Genomic DNA, 17,130 nt, shown 5'->3' with positions numbered 1-17,130 from the left:
GAGCACGGGGGCCGCGGGGCCGAAAAATTCCTTCGACGCGAACGGCCGGCGCCCCGGCCGGGCGGGACCACCGAGGGGTCCACAGCCCGGCCGGGGCGCCGGCCGTCGTACGTCGTCATCCGCCGGACGCACCGGCGGCGGGTCACTTCTTGCCGGGAGCCTTGCCGTCGCCGGAGTCGGAGGAGAGCGCGGCGATGAAGGCCTCCTGGGGGACCTCCACCCGGCCCACCATCTTCATCCGCTTCTTGCCCTCCTTCTGCTTCTCCAGCAGCTTGCGCTTACGGCTGATGTCACCGCCGTAGCACTTGGCGAGCACGTCCTTGCGGATCGCCCGGATGGTCTCCCGGGCGATCACCCGGCTGCCGATCGCCGCCTGGATCGGCACCTCGAACTGCTGGCGCGGGATCAGGTTGCGCAGCTTCGCCGCGATCGTGACGCCGTAGTTGTACGCCTTGTCCTTGTGCACGATCGCGCTGAACGCGTCGACCGGCTCACCGTGCAGCAGGATGTCGACCTTCACCAGGTCGGACGCCTGCTCGCCGGAGGGCTCGTAGTCCAGCGAGGCGTAGCCCTTGGTACGGCTCTTCAACTGGTCGAAGAAGTCGAAGATGATCTCCGCGAGCGGCAGCGTGTAGCGCAGTTCCACCCGGTCGGCGGAGAGGTAGTCCATGCCGAGCAGGCTGCCCCGGCGGCCCTGGCAGAGCTCCATCACCGCGCCGACGTAGTCGTTCGGGGTGAGCACCGTGGCGCGCACGACCGGCTCGTACACTTCGGCGATCTTGCCCATGGGGTACTCGCTCGGGTTCGTCACGACGATCTCCTCGCCGTCCTCGGTGATGGCCCGGTAGACCACGTTCGGCGCGGTGGAGATGAGGTCGAGGTTGTACTCGCGCTCCAGCCGCTCCCGGATGATCTCCAGGTGCAGCAGGCCGAGGAAGCCGCAGCGGAAGCCGAAGCCGAGCGCGCCCGAGGTCTCCGGCTCGTAGTCGAGCGCGGCGTCGTTGAGCTTGAGCTTGTCCAGCGCCTCGCGCAGGTTGGGGTAGTCGGAGCCGTCGATCGGGTAGAGGCCCGAGTAGACCATCGGCTTCGGGTCCTTGTAGCCGCCCAGGGCCTCCGTCGCCGGCCGGGAGTTGATGGTGATCGTGTCACCGACCCGGGACTGGCGGACGTCCTTCACACCGGTGATCAGGTAACCCACCTCGCCGACGCCGAGCGCGTCGGCCTTCACCATCTCGGGCGAGATGACGCCGATCTCCAGCAGCTCGTGCACGGCGGCCGTCGACATCATCTTGATCCGGTCGCGGGCGCTGATCCGCCCGTCGATGACCCGGACGTAGGTGACCACGCCCCGGTAGACGTCGTAGACCGAGTCGAAGATCATGGCGCGGGCGGGCGCCGCCGCGTCGCCGACCGGGGGCTTGAACTGCCGGACGATCTCGTCGAGCAGGTACGGCACGCCGTCACCGGTCTTGCCGGAGACCCGGATGCAGTCCGCCGGGTCGCCCCCGATGAGGTGCGCCAGCTCCTCGGCGTACTTCTCCGGCTGGGCGGCCGGCAGGTCGATCTTGTTGAGCACCGGGATGACGTGCAGGTCGTTCTCGAGCGCCAGGTAGAGGTTCGCCAGGGTCTGCGCCTCGATGCCCTGCGCGGCGTCGACCAGCAGGATCGCGCCCTCGCAGGCGGCCAGCGACCGGGACACCTCGTAGGTGAAGTCGACGTGGCCCGGGGTGTCGATCATGTTGAGCACGGCGGTCTCGCCGGCCCGGTCGCCCTCCCGGATGGTCCAGGGCATCCGGACGGCCTGGCTCTTGATCGTGATGCCGCGCTCGCGCTCGATGTCCATGCGGTCGAGGTACTGCGCACGCATCTGCCGGGGGTCGACCACGCCGGTGAGCTGCAACATCCGGTCGGCCAGGGTCGACTTCCCGTGGTCGATGTGGGCGATGATGCAGAAGTTCCGGATGCGCGCCGGGTCGGTGGAACCAGGAGCGTTCGCGCCGGAATCGAGCGTCGGAGGCACAGCGGTCCGTTCTGGTCGGCTGACGTGAGCGGGCCGGCACGACGCCGGCCCCCTCTATGCTCCCACGTCGCCGGCGTGCGTCCGCTGTGCGGGCGATCCCCACCGCCGGGACCACCCCGCGAGCACCGCCCCACCCCACCCCGCGCCCGGCGGCGCAGGGGCGAGCGGGGTCACTCGGCGGGCGGCTCGACGAAGAGGGCGGCGAGCTTCGGCAGCCGCCGCTTCGCCTCCTCCTCGTCGTCGAAGTCCCAGAAGTCGTTGAGGTCGGGCACCGGGGCCGGCTCCGGGTCCGCCGGCAGCTCGGCGGCGGTGACCCGGCGGTACGCGTCCCACGGCGCCGCCAGCATCTCGGCGGCCGAGAACTCCTCGCCGCTGAGCGAGGCCGCCCTGACCTGCGGCAGCCCGGCCAGCGAGTCCGGGTCGGCGACGGCACGTGCGAACACCTCGCGCCCCTGGGTCATCAGCCAGCCCCGGAAGTGGTGGAAGCCCTCGTCGGACACGCCTCCGTTGATCAGGTAGGCGGCGCCCCAGAGGTCGACCTTGTGCGAGGCGGACAGCACCCGTGCCTGGTGGCGGGCGTACCCGACGATGTCCTCCGGATCGCGCTCGGCGAGCAGGGCGACGGCCCGCGCCGCGACCGCGTGCGGCTCTCCCCCGCCGCCGGCCCGGGCCCGGTCGATCAACTGCCAGAAGTCGTCGGTCCTCATGGCCTGGCAGTCTGGCAGACCGCGCCCCCTCCCCGGCCCCGCCACGGCGGGCCCGGCGGGTCGCGGGCGCCGGAGGCGGTGGCGGTGGCGGTGCGGCCCGACCCGCCGCGCGGCAGCATGGTGGCGTGACCCCGACGTCCCCGCCGCCCGTGCCGTACCACGCGACCGCCCGCCGGCCGGAGTGGGCGACGCTGCCGGCCGCGCTGCGTACCGCCATCGGTGAGCGGCTCGGCGCGCCCGTGGTCGCGGCCCGGGTCGCCGGCGCCGGCTTCACCCGCGGCTTCGCCGCCGTGCTCCGCACCGCCGCCGGGGGCCGGGCCTTCGTCAAGGCCGCCGCCACCGTCGAGCAACCGCGACTGGTCGACTGGTACGCCCGGGAGGCCGCGATCCTCGACCGGCTACCGGACGGGCTGCCGGCGCCCCGCCCCCGGTGGACGCTGTACGAGGCCGGCTGGTTCGCGCTCTGCCTGGACGCCGTCGACGGGCACACCCCCCGGCTGCCCTGGGACCCCGCCGAGCTGACCGCGACCCTGACCGGGTACGCCGACGTCGCCGCCGCGCTGGCCGACGCCCCGGCCGGGCTGCGCGAACTCGGGCTGCCCCACCTCGCCGACCTGGCCCGGGACGACATCCTCTGGTGGGGCGAGGTGGCCGCCGGCCGGGAGCCGGCACCGCCGCTGCCCGCGCCGATCCGGGACCGCCTGCCCGACCTGGTCGCGCTGGAGTCCCTTCTCCCGGCGTACGCCGCCAGCGCGACCGGTCTGATCCACGGCGACCTGCGGCTGGACAACGTGCTGATCGACGGGGCGGGGCGGGCCTGGTTCTGCGACTGGACGTGGCTCTGCCAGGGGCCGGCCTGGTTCGACCTGGTGACCCTGCTGCTCACCGCGTACGCCGACGGCCTGGACGCCGACGCGCTCTTCGCCCGGCACCCGGCATCGGCGGGCGCACCTCCCGACGCGCTGGACGCCGCCCTCGCCGCCCTGTCCGGCTACTTCCTCACCACCGCCGCCGCGACGCCCGGGACCGCGTCGCCGCACCTCCCGGCGCACCAGCGATGGAGCGGCGAGCAGTCACTCGGCTGGCTCGCCCGCCGGCAGGGCTGGACCTGACCGGACCGGGGCGGGGACCGAGCCGTTTTGGCTCGTCCCGGGCGACCTGGTAACCTGGCTCTTCGCGCAGCGATGACGCATGCTCGTCGCGCGCGGAAGCAGACCAACCCGAGCTATCAAGACGAGGCTGTCGCGTGGCGAACATCAAGTCCCAGATCAAGCGCAACCGGCAGAACGAGAAGCGCCGGCTGCGTAACAAGTCGGTCAAGTCGTCGCTGAAGACCGCCGTCCGGAAGTTCAACGAGGCTGCTGAGGCCGGTGACGTCGAGAAGGCCACCATCCTCATGCGTGACGCCTCGCGCAAGCTGGACAAGGCGGTCAGCAAGGGCGTGATCCACTCGAACCAGGCCGCGAACCGCAAGTCCGCGATCGCCAAGCGCGTGGTGTCGCTCTCCGCCTGACGAGGCGACCTCAGACCTGACCGGAAGCCCCGGGCACTTCCCGGGGCTTCCGGCTGTCTGACGTACCGCGTTCCGCACCACCACCCGGCCGGGGTCCCCTCCGCCGGGTTTTCGTCGTCGCCGGCTCCGGAGGCACAAGCAACGCCTGCCGTCCCGAAGGTGAAGCGGGTCGCCGGTGACGCACGCGGTCCGGCGCGCGCCGTGGCCGCCCGGATCACCGGCAGGCGAGGCCGTATGGGATTACGCCGCAGGTGAGGCCGCACGGATCACGCCGCCGGTAGGCCCATTGGCATGATCGCGCGCCGTCGTTCCGCGCCAGATATTGGCGAGAACCGGCCCCCAACCGGGCCGTTTCCTTCCAAGATCTGAACCGGGGCGACCCGCAGCAAGCGACGTCGGAGGCCTCGACGCCGGGCCGGGGACCCGCAGCAAGCGGCGGGCAGTGGGCGGCGGGCGGCGGGCGGCGGGCGGCGGGCGGCGGGCGGCGGATCGTCAGCCCAGCGGATCGGGGTGGGCGCGCTGCGGGCCGAACTCGGCGTCCGCGCGAGCGGCGTCCCGCTCCCCCGTGCCGTGCCGCGGATCCAGGTGCACCTGCCGGTCGCGTACGGCGCGCGCGGCGCGCGGCATCGGCGACGCCGTGACGACGACGCCCGGCACGGTGTGCGCGACCCAGTCGACCCTGGCCCGCCCGACCGCCGGCTCCATCTGCTGACGGAAGCGGTCCCGTTCCTGCTCGGGCACGAGGGCGGCGGAGCGGACCACCATCGCGGCGACCATGTCGTTGAGCTTCACCATCGCGGCCACCGTGGCGGGCAGGATGAGCACCGCCCACCAGGTGACCAGCTCGGCGAGGGCGAGCAGCGCGGCGAGCGCGACGGCGCCCTCGAAGAAGAGGAAGCAGAGCACCCCGCCCGGGTTGACGAAGCGCAGCCGGAGCAGGCGCGCGTAGAGCGGCCGGTACCGCTCCTCGTCGGCGGGGATCGTGGCCCACGAGCCACGGGGTGCTCCGCTCACCTGGCGCCACCCTGCCGGGCGGCGGCGACCGAGAACACGGCCCGCTCCAGCGCGTACGCACGGTCGTCCGAGCCGCCCTTGACGGCCGCGTTGCACTCGGCCGCGGCCCGCATCGCCTGGACCAGCCCCTCCGGCGTCCAGCCACGGGCCCGCTGCTGAGCGGACCTGATCTTCCACGCCGGCATGCCGAGGGTGCTCGCCAGCTGGAAGGGGTCGCCCCGACCGGCGGCGGCGACCCGGGCCACGGTGCGGACGCCGTCGGCGATCGCGTCGGCGATCGGCACCGGGTCGACCCCCACGTGCAGCGCCCAGCGCAGCGCCTCCAGCGCCGCAGGCACGTCGCCCACCATGGCGGCGTCGGCGACGGTGAAGCCGGTCACCTCGACCCGGCCCCGGTAGTAGCGGGAGACCGTGTCGGCGCCGATGCGCCCGTCGGTGTCGGCCATCAGCTGGGAGCACGCGGCGGCCAGCTCGCGCAGGTCGTTGCCGACCGCCGCGATGAGCGCCTCGGCCGCGTCGTCGGTGCACTTCCCGCCGGCCCGGCGGATCTCGTCCCGGACGAAGGCCACCCGGTCGCGGTGCCCCTTGAGCTTGGCCGCCGGCACCACCGTCGCGCCGGCCGCCTTCAGCCCGTCGGCGAACGCCTTGCCCTTGGCCCCGCCGAGGTGCAGCACGATGAGCTGCACCTCCGGGTCGGGGTTCTTCGCGTACGCCAGCAGAGCCGCCACCAGGTCCTTGCGGGCGTCCTGGCCGGCGCGCAGCACCAGCACCCGGCGCCCACCGAAGAGGGACGGGCTGAGCATCTCGGCGATCTCGCCGACGACGAGGGCACCGGCCTGGTATTCGCGGACGTCCACGTCGGGGTCGACGCTGCGGGCCTTCGCGACGGCTTCGGTGACCGCGCGCGTGGCGAGCAGCTCCTCGTCGCCGAGGACGAGCAGAATAGGAGCGAGGCTGGCGGCGGTCACGCCGCCCATATTCGCACGGCCGGCGGCCGGATCCAGTCTGCTCGTCGGCACTGCGGGTGCGGAGCCCGCACTCAGCGCAAATCCAGACATTTACCTCAGTCCACCGCTAAAGCCGATAATCGGTGTCGATTTCTACCGTTGTCGTCCCGGCGGCGTGCCCCGCGTCACCACCCCGAGACCGGCCCGGCCGAGCACCGCCGCCACGTCGCCGTCCGTGTCGGTACGCAGCACCCGCGCCCCGCCCCGGGCCAGCCGCCCGAGCACCGCCGGATTGGGATGCCCGTAGGTGTTGCCCGTCCCCACCGGCACCAGGGCGACCACGGGACGCACCGCGTCCAGGAAGGCCGGGTCCTGGTAGGCCGACCCGTGGTGCGCGACCTTCAGCACCTCGGCCCGCACGCCGCCCGGCCCCGTGTCGTCCAGCAACGCCCGCTGCTCCTCGGTCTCGGCGTCCCCGGCGAGCAGGATCCGCACGCCGGAGACGGTGGCGAGCAACATCAGCGAGTTGTTGTTGGGATCCGACCGGGTGCCGCGCAGCGGACGAGGCGGGCCGATGACGGTGAACTCGACGCCACCCTCCCGGTACCGCCAGCCGGCCGCGCCCGCCACCACTTCGACGGAGTGCGCCGCGGCCTCGGCGAGGACCAGCTCCCGCCCGGCGGCGGGCTCCGGCCACTGCGGGGTGAGCACCGCGCCCACCGGTCGGCCCCGGAACACGCCCGCGACGCCGCCGGTGTGGTCGACGTGGAAGTGGCTGACCACCAGCAGCGCGACCTCCCGTACGCCCAGCCGGCGCAGGCAGCCGTCCGCCGCCCCCGGGTCCGGCCCGGCGTCGATGACCACCGCCCGGCCGGCCGCCACCGGCAGCACGACGGTGTCGCCCTGGCCGACCGCGCAGGCGGCGACCACCCAGCCCGCCGGGGGCCAGCCGGGGGCGGCCAGCCGTACCGGCAGCGTGCCGGCCACCACGGCGACGACGACCACCGCCACCAGCCGGCGGACCACCGGGTGCCGGGTGGCCACCAGCAGCGCGACGGTCAGCCCGGCCAGCAGCAGGGCCCCCGTCACCCCGCCCGGCCACGGCAGCGTGCCCGCCGGCAGCCGCGCGCCCTGCCGCGCCACCATGACCAGCCACCAGGCCGGCCAACTGGCCAGCCACGCGACGAACTCCGCCCCGGCCGGCCAGACGGGCGACACCGCCGCGGCCAGCACCCCGAGCACCGTGGCGGGCGCGATGGCCGGCACCGCGAGCAGGTTCGCCGGCACGGCGACCAGGCTCACCGTGCCCGAGATCCCGGCCACCACCGGGGCGCAGGCGAGCTGCGCGGCCGCCGGCACGGCCAGCGCCTCGGCGAGCCCGGCCGGCACCCCTCGACGACGCAGCCCGTCGCGCCACCTCGGGGCGAGCAGCAGCAGCCCGCCGGTGGCCAGCACGGAGAGCGCGAAGCCGGCGTCGCCGGCCAGCTCCGGGTCGACCAGCACCAGCACGGCCACCCCGGCGGAGAGGGCGGGCAGCGCGGCCCGGGGACGTCCGGCAGCCAACGCCGCCAGCCCGATGGCGCCCATGGTGGCGGCGCGTACCACGCTGGGCGAGGGGCGGACCAGGATGACGAAGCCGACCAGGGCCAGCCCGCAGATCCCGGCGGCCAGCCAGGGCCCGGCCCGCGCCCAGCGGGCCAACAGCAGCACCGCGCCGACGACGATGGCCACGTTGGAACCGGAGACGGCGTTCAGGTGGGTCATGCCGGTGGCGAGGAAGTCCTCCTCCACGGTGGGCGGCAGCCGGCTCGTGTCCCCGACCACCAGACCGGGCAGCAGCCCACCCTGCTCGTCGGGAAGCGGCGCGCAGGCGCGTTGCAGACCGGCACGCAGCGACCCGGCGGCCCGCTGCGACGACGGGGCGGCCCCGTGCGGCGCCGGCGGTCCGGCCGCGCTCAGTACCGCCGCGGTCAGGTCGCCGCCGCGCGGGGCGGCGAGCCGTCCTTCGGCGGTCAGCCGCTGCCCGGGCAGCAGCCCCCGCCAGCCGGGATCGGTGGCGAGGACCAGCACCCGGGCCGGCGTCGCGATCCGCCGCCCGTCCGGGCCGGTGAACCGGGTCAGCTCGGCCGGCACGAGCAGGGTGGCCGGGCGCCCGGCGACGCCGCGTACGGGACGGGGATCGTCGCGGACGACCAGTTCGGCGGTGACGAGGGCCCGTTCCTCGACCAGGGCGCGGACCGGTCCGGCGTCGCGGACGGACAGCCGGGCGGCGGTGGCCGTCGCACCGCAGACCACGCCGAGCAGCACGGCGACGGCGATCCAGCCGTACCGCCGGGCCGGGGCGGCCGGCCGTCCGAGGAAGCCGGCCAGGTGCAGCCCGCCCAGCCCCGCCGCCCCGGCGGCCACCGCCGCCAGCAGCAGGGCCCCGCCGACGGTCAGGTGCAGCCCGGCCAGCGCGGCGAGCCAGGTGGCCACCGCCAAGCCGGCCAGCCGCAGGTCGATGGCCGCCGCGACCCGCTCGCCCCCGGCGTCGACGCTGGAGGCCCCGGGGACGGACGGGCCGGGCACGCCGCCCGCCGTCACACCGTCACCAGGTCCTTGAGCTGCTCGTAGCGGGCGTCGCCGATGCCGTCGACCTGGCGCAGGTCGCCGACCGAGCGGAAGCCGCCCTGCTGGTCGCGGTGGGCGAGGATGCGCTGGGCGAGCACCGGGCCGACGCCCGGCAGCGCGTCGAGCTGCGCGAGCGTCGCGGTGTTGAGGTTGAGCCGGCCACCCGCGCCGGGCGCCCCCGGCGCGCCGCCGGCAGCCGCCCCGGGCGGGGGTGCCGCGCCCGGTGGTGCCGCGACGCCGACCAGGATCAGCTCGCCGTCGGTGACCTTCCGGGCCGGGTTGAGCAGGGCCACGTCCACCCCCGGCAGCGCCCCGCCGGCAGCCTCCACGGCGTCCGCGACCCGCGCGCCGGCCGGAACCCGGACCAGCCCGGGGCGGCGTACCTTTCCGGCGACCGCGACGACCAGCTCGCCGGCCGGCGTGGCGGCCGGTTCCGCGAGGCCGGTCACCGCCGCATCGGACGCCCCGGCGGTGGCCACCGGGCGGACGGGCTCGGCCTGTGGTCGGGACCGCCAGGCCCAGAAGCCGGCCACGAGCACCACCACGACGGCGACGGCGGCCAGCGCGCGCACCCCCCGCCGCCCGGGGTCGAACGCCCCGGGCCCCGGCAACCGGGGCGCCACACCGGCCTCGGGGGCGCGGGCCGGCGGGTCGGGTTCCGGCGGCTCCGCCGCGCCGGCGAGAGACGACGACGGTGCGCGGGGCGACGACGGGACCGGCTCCGACACCCCGACCAGGCCCGGATCGTCGACGGACGGCCCGACGGGTTCGTCGGACCATCCCACGGGGCCGGCCGACCCGCCCGGGTGCGTCCGCGGAGCGGTCGACGGCCGGCCCGCCACCAGCCGGCGCAGTCGTTCCCGGACCACCGTCTCCTCGTCGTCTGACACGACGCGAGGCTAGGTCCGCGACGACGGGACGCGGGGCCGGTCGGCGCCCGGCTGTGGACGACGGCGCCGCCTGTGGACAACCGCCTGATCAAGGGGCCGATGTGCTAGGGCGGCGAACAGCCGCAGGTCAGTGCGCCTCCCGGTCCGGCCCGAACACGGACCGCCCGGCGGGGCAGCTCGACAGGCCCCCGTCGGCGCGGGACCGTCGCAGCCGGCCCCGCCGGCGCGCCCGGACGGGCGCGGGGCGTGCCGGGTCGAGCGCGGGAAGTGCCGGGTCGCGGCTAGCCGGGGGTCGAGGGTCGGCGGTGCACGACGACGCAGGCCAGGCCGGGCCCGGCGTGCGCGGCGACCACCGCGCCGGCCTCCGAGACGTACGAGTCGTGCAGGCGGTCACCCAGCCGGACCGTCAGCGCCTCCAGCAGCGCCTCGGCCCGCTGCGGCGCGGCGAGGTGGTGCACGGCCAGGTCGACCTCGGCGTCCCCGGCAGCCTCGACGGCCAGGTCGACCAGCCGTGCCACGCCCCGGCTGGCCGTACGCACCTTGTCCCTGAGGACGATCGCGCCGTCCGGCATGTGCATGATCGGCTTGACCGACAGGGCGGTGCCGAGCAGCGCCTCGGCGGCGCCGATCCGGCCGCCCCGGCGGAGGAACTCCAGCGTGTCGACGTAGAACCAGATGCTGGTGCGGGCGATGGCGTCGACCGCCGCGTCGCGTACCGCCGGCAGGTCCTCGCCCCGCTCGGCGGCCGTGGCGGCGGCGACGGCGGGGAAGCCGAGGCCCATGCCGGTCGAGCGGCTGTCGACCACGGCGACCCGGTCGTCGAACCCGGCGGCGGCCAGCCGGGCGGCCTCGACCGTGCCGGAGAGCTCGGCCGACAGGTGCACCGAGACGATCCCGTCGGCGCCCGCGTCGAGCAGCTCCCGGTACGTCCGGGCGAACTGCTCCGGCGCGGGGCGGGAGGTGCTCGCCGAGACGCGCCGGCCGCCGAGCGCCCGGGCGGCGTCGGCGGGGGTGGTCTCCACCCCCTCCAGCCCCTCGGCGCCGTTGAGCACGACAGCCAGCGGCACCACCGTCAGCCGGTGGTCGCGCAGCAGCTCGGGCGGGAGATAGGCGGTGGAGTCGGTGACGACCGCGACGGGCATGCCCGGCACGCTAGCCGATGTCGCCGGGCGCCGCCCGGGTCAGACGGCCTCGGTGGCCGGGACGGTGATCAGGCCGACGTTGTGGGCCCGCAGGTGCCAGCCCCGGGCGGCGTCGTGGCGCAGCTCGGTCCAGTGGCAGTTCTGCAACGAGCCGATGGTGCGCAGGACGGCGTGCTCCCAGCCGAGCAGGTGCCCGCAGCCCTGCCGGGCCGCGCCGCCGTGAGTGGCCACCACCACGGTGCCGCCGGGCACGGCGTCGGCGGCGTCGGACAGGGCCGCGCCGACCCGCTTGCCGAGGTCGTCGAGGGTCTCGATGCCGGCGCCGGGGTCCGGGTCTCCCGCCCGCCAGCGGGCGAACTCGGCGGGGTGGCGCTCGGCGGCCTCGGTGAGGGCCAGCCCCTGCCAGGACCCGAAGTGCCGCTCGCGCAGCCGCGGGTCGGTGCGCACCGGCAGCCCGGTCAGCGCGGCCAGCGCGCCGGCGGTGTCCGCCGCGCGGCTCAGGTCGCTGGCCACGATGGCGTCCGGGCTCAGCCCGGCCAGCAGGGGCGCCGCGGTGCGGGCCTGCTCGCGGCCGAGGTCGTTCAGCGGTACGTCGGTCTGCCCCTGGACCCGGCTGGCGGCGTTCCAGTCGGTGTTGCCGTGCCGCCAGATGATCAGGCGGGTCATTCCGCGGTGGTGGAGCCGGTGCCGGACTCGGCGTCGACGAGGTCGCGGTCGACGAACGGGATCGTCGGGCAGTCCTTCCAGAGCCGGTCGAGGGCGTAGAACTCGCGCTCCTCGGTGTGCTGGACGTGCACCACGATGTCGACGTAGTCGAGCAGCACCCACCGGCCGCCCCGCTCGCCCTCGCGCCGGACCGGCTTGGCCTTCTCCGGCAGCTCGAGCAGCCGCTCCTCGATGGCATCGACGATGGCGAGCACCTGACGCTCGTTGGGAGCCGCGGCGAGCAGGAACGCGTCGGTGATGGCGAGTTGGTCGCCCACGTCGATGATGACGATGTCCTGCGCCTTCTTGTCGGCCGCGGCCTGGGCGGCGGCGATGGCCAACTCGTGGGCGCGTTCGGAAATTGTCACCGTTCTCCTTCGATCAACCGTGCGATCCTCCAAGCGTCTCACACCCGGTGGAATCCCGACTCGTCAGTTCTGGCCCGTTACCCGCCCGGACCATCCCATACCGGGCTGAATCACGGCTGATAGAGGCGTCGCTTGCCGATGTACTGCACCACACCGTCCGGCACCAGGTACCAGACCGGCTCCCCCCGGGCGACCCGGGCCCGGCAGTCCGTGGACGAGATGGCCATGGCCGGGACCTGCACCAGGCTCACCGTGTCGGCCGGCAGGTGCGCGGCGGTCAGCTCGAAGCCCGGCCGGGTCACGCCGATGAAGTGGGCCAGCTCGAAGATCTCGTCCAGGTCCTTCCACGAGAGGATCCGCTCCAGCGCGTCCGCCCCCGTGATGAAGAACAGCTGCACCTTCGGGCCGTACTCGGCGTGCAGGTCGCGCAGGGTGTCGACGGTGTAGGTGGGCCCACCCCGGTCGATGTCGACCCGGCTGACCTGGAAGCGGGGGTTGGAGGCGGTGGCGATGACCGTCATCAGGTAGCGGTCCTCCGCCGGGCTGACCGGCTCGTCCGCCTTCTGCCACGGCTGGCCGGTGGGGACGAAGACCACCTCGTCCAGCCCGAACCGGTCCGCCACCTCGCTGGCCGCGACGAGGTGCCCGTGGTGGATCGGGTCGAAGGTGCCGCCCATGATGCCGACCCGCCGGATGTCTTCCTCCACCCCGCGATCCTAGGCCGGGCGGAACCGGCGGCCCCGGGGGGCCGCCGGACCGTCCCGCCCGGCGGGCGGCGTCAGGCCGCCGCCGCGGCGACCGCCGTCCGGGCGACCAGGGCGCGGCGCAGGTCGTCGTCAGCGTCGGTGACCACCCGGCGCAGGCCGGGGGTGATGTCGTCGCGGGCCAGCAGCGCCGCGGCCGCCTCCCGGGTGGGCTGCGCCACGGCGTAGCGGGGGAAGGCCAGTTTCGCGACCTGTTCCACCACCCAGGGCGTACGCGACCGCGCGGCGGTCGGCATGTCGGCGAAGTAGCGCGCCACGTAGCCGGCGGTCAGCTCGGCCTGTTCGGGCTGCCAGAACCCCTCCGCGGTCGCCTCGACGAGCCGGTTCGACAGCTCGGTGTTCGACACGACGATCTCCCACGCGGCCCGCTTGGCCTCCGCGTCGGGCAGCGCCGCGCGGCAGCGGGCGGCCCGCTCGGCGCCGGCGGCGCTCGGGTCGGCCGCGGCCTCGGCGGCGATCTCCGCCGCGCCCGCCGCGCCGAGCACCACCAGCCGGAGCAGCAGCGCCCAGCGCAGCTCGGCGTCGACCGCCAGCCCCGGCGGGACGTCCCGGCCGGCGAGCCAGCCGGCCAGCCGGTCGGCGTCGGTGCTGGCGGCGATCCAGCCCCGGGCCGCCGCGAGCTGCAACGAGCCGCCGGCCGGGGCGCCGTCGAGCAGTTTCCCGCAGGCGCCGGCGACCTGCGCCAGGGCGGCCTCGCGGGCGAGCGGGTCGAGGTACCGGTCGACCAGCGAGCGGCTGAGCGCGAGCACGTCCTCGGCGATGATCACCTCGGTCTCGACGGGGAGGGCGGCGGCGATCAGGGCCACCAGGCCGGCGACCGGCCGCTCCCCGTCGGTGGCGGCGTCCAGCGCCTCGCCCCAGAGCAGCGCCCGGGCCAGCGGGTCGGCCAGGCCGGGCAGCACCAGCGGCACCACGTCCGCCGACGCGGGGTCGAGCCGGATCTTGGCGAACGTCAGGTCGCCGTCGTTGGGCAGCAGCAGCCGGGCCGCCGGCTCGCCCGCCAGCCCGGTGAGCACCGTACGGCCGCCGTCGGTGTCCGGGTCGAGGTCGACCTCCGTCCGGACGACCGTGCCGTCGGCGGCGTACCGGCCGACTCCGATGCGGTGCGGGCGCAGCACCGGGTGCGACGCGGGCGCGGTCTGCCCGATGGTCACCTCGGTGTAGCGGCCGTCCGCGTCGACGGTGACCTCGGCGCGCAGCGTGTTGACCTGCGCCGAGCGCAGCCAGCGCTCCGCCCAGCCGGACAGGTCGCGCCCGCTGGCCGCGGCGAGGCTGCCGAGCAGGTCGGCCAGGGCGGCGTTGCCGTACCGGTGCTTCGCGAAGTGGGCGTTGAGGCCGGCGAGGAAGGCGTCGTCGCCGAGCCAGGCGATGAGCTGCCGCAGGACGCTGGCGCCCTTGGCGTACGAGATGCCGTCGAAGTTGAGCAGGCCCTCGGCGGCGTCGGCGACCTCCTCGGGCGCCACGGGGTGGGTGGAGGGGCGCTGGTCGGCCGCGTAGCCCCAGGCCTTGCGCCGCAGGGCGAAGGTCGTCCAGGCCGCCTCGAAGCGGGTCGCCTCGGCGGTCACCCGGGTGCCGAGGTACTCCGCGAAGGACTCGTTGAGCCACAGGTCGTCCCACCAGCGCATGGTGACCAGGTCGCCGAACCACATGTGCGCCATCTCGTGGGCGATGGTGGTGGCGCGCTGCTCCCGCTCGGTGTCCGTGACCGCGGAGCGGAAGACGTAGTCGTCGCGGAAGGTGACGAGGCCCGGGTTCTCCATCGCGCCGGCGTTGAACTCCGGCACGAACGCCTGGTCGTACTTGCCGAACGGGTAGCGCTCCGCGAAGAGCTGGTGGAACCGGTCGAGGCACTGCTTCGTGACGGTGAGGATCTCCTCGGCGTCGGCGTCCAGGTGCGCCGCGAGGGAGCGCCGGCAGTAGACGCCGAGCGGGATGCCGTCGTGCTCGTCGCGCCGGACGTGCCAGGGGCCGGCGATCAGCGAGACGAAGTACGTGGCCAGCGGCGCCGTGGGGGCGAACTCCCAGCGCCCGGGGCGCGGCGTGGCGGCGAGCTGGCCGTTGGCCGCGACGACCCAGTGCGGCGGGGCGGTGACCGACATGGTGACCGGGGCCTTCAGGTCGGGCTGGTCGAAGGCGGCGAAGAGGCGCTGCGCGTTGTCCAGGAACGACATCGCGTAGAGGTAGGTCTCGCCGTCGGCGGGGTCGACGAAGCGGTGCATCCCCTCGCCCGTGTTCGAGTACGCCATCTCGGCGGCGACGGTGAGCGTGTTGGCCTCGGCCAGCCCGGTCAGCGGCAGCCGGTTGTCGTCCAGCGTGGACGGGTCGATGTCGCGGTCGTTGAGGCGTACCGCCAGCAGTTTCGCGGGTTGGACCTCGACGAAGGTCTCCGCGCCGGGGGTCGCCCGGAAGCGGATGGTGACGTCGGAGCGGAACCGCTCGCCGTCGCCGCTCAGGTCGAGGTCCACCTGATAGGACTCGACGGTGATCGCCGCGCCACGCGCGGTCGCCTCTACACGGGTCAGGCTCGGCATCCGCTTATCCTGCCCGATGGGGAACCGTACGTGTCTCCCCCATGACCCGTGGCACTGGAGGACTGAACGATGGCTTCGCACCCCAAGGGCGACTTCGACCTCTCCCGGGCGGTCTGGCAGCGGGCCGAGGGTGACACCTCCGAGAGCGCCGTCGAGGTCGCCTTCGTCGACGACCTGATCGGCATGCGCAACTCCGCCGAGCCGGACGGCCCCGTCCTGGTCTTCACGCAGGCCGAGTGGGACGCCTTCGTCGCCGGCGCCCAGGACGGCGAGTTCGACCTGGACTGAGGCCGGGCTGACCGCTGCCTGCCCGATCGTGCGGGCCGGGCTGACCACGCCCGGCCCGCACGGTCGGCCGTCAGGTGGCGGTGCAGGTCAGCGGCGGAACGGGGTTGGTGCCGCTCCACGAGCCGAGGAAGCCGATGACCGTGTCGGCACCCGGGCCGAGACTGCCGTTGTAGCTCACGTTGCGCGCGGCGACGGTGGATCCGCTGGTGGTGACCGTCGCGTTCCAGGCCTGGTTGACGGCCTGGCCTGAGGCGAGGGCCCACGTCACGATCCAGCCGCTGATCGCCGCGCTCCCGGCGGTGATCCGGATCTCCCCCTGGAAGCCGCCCGGCCACTGGCCCACGATCCGGTAGGCGGCGGTGCAGGACTTGTCGCCGCTGGTCGGGGTGGGGGTGGGCGGGTCCGTCGGGGTCGGCGAGACCGTCGGGCTGACCGTGGGCGTCACCGTCGCGGTGGGGCTCGGCCCACCGCCGAAGATCGTGGCCTCCCTGGCGGTGGCCTTTATGCCGTTGGCGCCGTTGAAGATCCGCTCGCCCCAGGTGGTGAGCCGCGCGGGGTCGAAGCTGGTGGCCATGTCCAGGATCGGGTCGGTGTTGCCGCTCCAGGACCAGCCGAGGTAGCCCAGACCACGGGCCTGCGACTCGGCCAGGATCGTCTCGTGGTCGACCTCGTTGGCGTTGAACCGCCAGCCGAACTCGCCGATGACCAGTGGCCACCCGTTGTCCTCGAACCGGTCCAGGTAGTCGGTGATGGCCGTGGCCGTGTTGAACACCGCGTACATGTGGATGGACAGCACGGTGTTCTGCCGGCTGTCGGCGTCCAGGATCGCCTGCGCGTTGTCCCGCATGACGTACTGCCAGTCCTGACCCCAGTTGGGCGCGTCGACCATGAGCAGGTGCTCGAAGCCGCTGGCGCGCATCTTCGTGATCGCGGCGGTGGTCGCGGCGGTCCACTGGCCGGCGTCGACGTTGCCGATCGGCTCGTTGCCGATGTTGATGACGACGTAGTTCTCCTGGCCGACGAGGGCGCTCTTCTGGCTGATCCAGTAGTCGACCGCCTCGTCGAGCGACGCGGCGGCGCCCTCCTCGCCGTAGCCGGTGGTGTCGTGGACCTCCAGCACGCAGATCAGCCGGTTCTGCTTGCACAGTGAGATCACGTCGGCGACGTCGGTGGACGGACCCCAGCGCTTGCCGCTGCCCAGCACCACCCGGACGGTGTTGGCGCCGAGCGCCTTGACGTCGGCGAACGAGTCGGTCTCGCCCGTGTACCAGACGTGGGGGTGGTTGACACCTCGCATGACGAACGGCTGGCCGTTCGCCTCGACGATGTTGCGTCCGTCGACGTGCAGTCCCACGGCCGCGTCCGCCGGCTTGACGAACACCAGGACGGACGCGGCGACGGCGAGCAGCGCGGCGCCGACGGAGAGCAGTCTTCTCTTCATGGCCTACCTCAGGGTGAGGCCCCGACAGATCGGGGCACAGGCACGCCTGCCCAGGCGCACGCGGATGGCGGTGCGCGGCGCGCTCGTGACGAGTGCGACGTACGGGTGCGAGGCCGGCTCGGCTCTGCGACGGTGCCAAGCTACTCGTGGTCACGCAGGCTTCGCAATAGGACATCGTCGATGGGTCGGC

Annotated in this window: 15 protein-coding genes; 3 read left to right on the top strand and 12 right to left on the bottom strand. The window is 74.5% G+C overall.

Annotation, left to right across the window (positions count from 1 at the left end; translation table 11 throughout):
• Positions 1-142: 142 nt before the first annotated feature.
• Together lepA and DER29_RS25430 are read right to left on the bottom strand one after the other, a co-directional pair.
• Positions 143-2,020: a translation elongation factor 4 gene (gene lepA, locus DER29_RS25435; RefSeq protein ID WP_121400213.1), complete on the bottom strand. Its 1,878-nt coding sequence runs from the start codon at positions 2,018-2,020 to the stop codon at positions 143-145.
• Positions 2,021-2,190: 170 nt separating this feature from the next.
• Positions 2,191-2,727: a DUF4240 domain-containing protein gene (locus DER29_RS25430; RefSeq protein ID WP_121400212.1), complete on the bottom strand. Its 537-nt coding sequence runs from the start codon at positions 2,725-2,727 to the stop codon at positions 2,191-2,193.
• A 125-nt stretch (positions 2,728-2,852) separates the two neighbouring features.
• Here DER29_RS25430 and DER29_RS25425 point away from each other — a divergent pair, with 125 nt between their 5' ends.
• Positions 2,853-3,839: a phosphotransferase gene (locus tag DER29_RS25425; protein WP_233600155.1), complete on the top strand. Its 987-nt coding sequence runs from the start codon at positions 2,853-2,855 to the stop codon at positions 3,837-3,839.
• A 134-nt stretch (positions 3,840-3,973) separates the two neighbouring features.
• On the top strand, positions 3,974-4,240 hold the full coding sequence (rpsT, locus tag DER29_RS25420) for a 30S ribosomal protein S20 (RefSeq protein WP_088998874.1): 267 nt from the start codon (positions 3,974-3,976) through the stop codon (positions 4,238-4,240).
• Positions 4,241-4,732: 492 nt separating this feature from the next.
• Here rpsT and DER29_RS25415 read toward each other — a convergent pair whose 3' ends face one another.
• From DER29_RS25415 to pepN, 9 genes are all read right to left on the bottom strand, one after another.
• The gene (locus tag DER29_RS25415; RefSeq protein WP_233600154.1) at positions 4,733-5,254 is read right to left on the bottom strand and encodes a hypothetical protein; all 522 of its coding nucleotides are present in this window, start codon (positions 5,252-5,254) and stop codon (positions 4,733-4,735) included.
• Complete coding sequence (gene holA / locus DER29_RS25410) at positions 5,251-6,231, bottom strand: DNA polymerase III subunit delta (protein WP_121400210.1); 981 nt, start codon at positions 6,229-6,231, stop codon at positions 5,251-5,253. The genes DER29_RS25415 and holA overlap by 4 nt, the downstream gene beginning before the upstream one ends.
• Positions 6,232-6,354: 123 nt before the next feature.
• A complete protein-coding gene (locus tag DER29_RS25405; protein WP_233600153.1) occupies positions 6,355-8,784 on the bottom strand; it encodes a ComEC/Rec2 family competence protein in 2,430 nt (809 codons plus the stop codon).
• The gene (locus DER29_RS25400) at positions 8,781-9,701 is read right to left on the bottom strand and encodes a ComEA family DNA-binding protein (RefSeq protein ID WP_121400209.1); all 921 of its coding nucleotides are present in this window, start codon (positions 9,699-9,701) and stop codon (positions 8,781-8,783) included. The genes DER29_RS25405 and DER29_RS25400 overlap by 4 nt, the downstream gene beginning before the upstream one ends.
• A 281-nt stretch (positions 9,702-9,982) precedes the next feature.
• The gene (locus DER29_RS25395) at positions 9,983-10,843 is read right to left on the bottom strand and encodes a DegV family protein (protein ID WP_121400208.1); all 861 of its coding nucleotides are present in this window, start codon (positions 10,841-10,843) and stop codon (positions 9,983-9,985) included.
• 39 nt (positions 10,844-10,882) lie between these two features.
• Positions 10,883-11,509 carry a histidine phosphatase family protein gene (locus tag DER29_RS25390; RefSeq protein ID WP_121400207.1) on the bottom strand — a complete coding sequence of 209 codons (627 nt, stop codon included), beginning with the start codon at positions 11,507-11,509 and terminating at the stop codon, positions 10,883-10,885.
• The gene (gene rsfS / locus DER29_RS25385; protein WP_121400206.1) at positions 11,506-11,916 is read right to left on the bottom strand and encodes a ribosome silencing factor; all 411 of its coding nucleotides are present in this window, start codon (positions 11,914-11,916) and stop codon (positions 11,506-11,508) included. Before rsfS ends, DER29_RS25390 begins: the two co-directional genes overlap by 4 nt.
• Positions 11,917-12,026: 110 nt before the next feature.
• Complete coding sequence (gene nadD / locus DER29_RS25380; protein ID WP_121400205.1) at positions 12,027-12,623, bottom strand: nicotinate-nucleotide adenylyltransferase; 597 nt, start codon at positions 12,621-12,623, stop codon at positions 12,027-12,029.
• Positions 12,624-12,694: 71 nt separating this feature from the next.
• The gene (gene pepN, locus DER29_RS25375) at positions 12,695-15,211 is read right to left on the bottom strand and encodes an aminopeptidase N (protein WP_121400204.1); all 2,517 of its coding nucleotides are present in this window, start codon (positions 15,209-15,211) and stop codon (positions 12,695-12,697) included.
• A 69-nt stretch (positions 15,212-15,280) separates the two neighbouring features.
• Between pepN and DER29_RS25370 the strand changes: the two genes are divergently transcribed.
• On the top strand, positions 15,281-15,499 hold the full coding sequence (locus DER29_RS25370) for a DUF397 domain-containing protein (protein ID WP_088992395.1): 219 nt from the start codon (positions 15,281-15,283) through the stop codon (positions 15,497-15,499).
• Between the two features lie 70 nt (positions 15,500-15,569).
• Here the strand turns inward: DER29_RS25370 and DER29_RS25365 are convergent, their stop codons facing one another.
• Complete coding sequence (locus tag DER29_RS25365; protein WP_121400203.1) at positions 15,570-16,940, bottom strand: cellulase family glycosylhydrolase; 1,371 nt, start codon at positions 16,938-16,940, stop codon at positions 15,570-15,572.
• Between the last annotated feature and the right edge of the window lie 190 nt (positions 16,941-17,130).

It is taken from the genome of Micromonospora sp. M71_S20 (assembly GCF_003664255.1).
Taxonomy (GTDB): Bacteria; Actinomycetota; Actinomycetes; order Mycobacteriales; family Micromonosporaceae; genus Micromonospora.
This window is presented reverse-complemented; position numbering and strand designations above follow the sequence as displayed.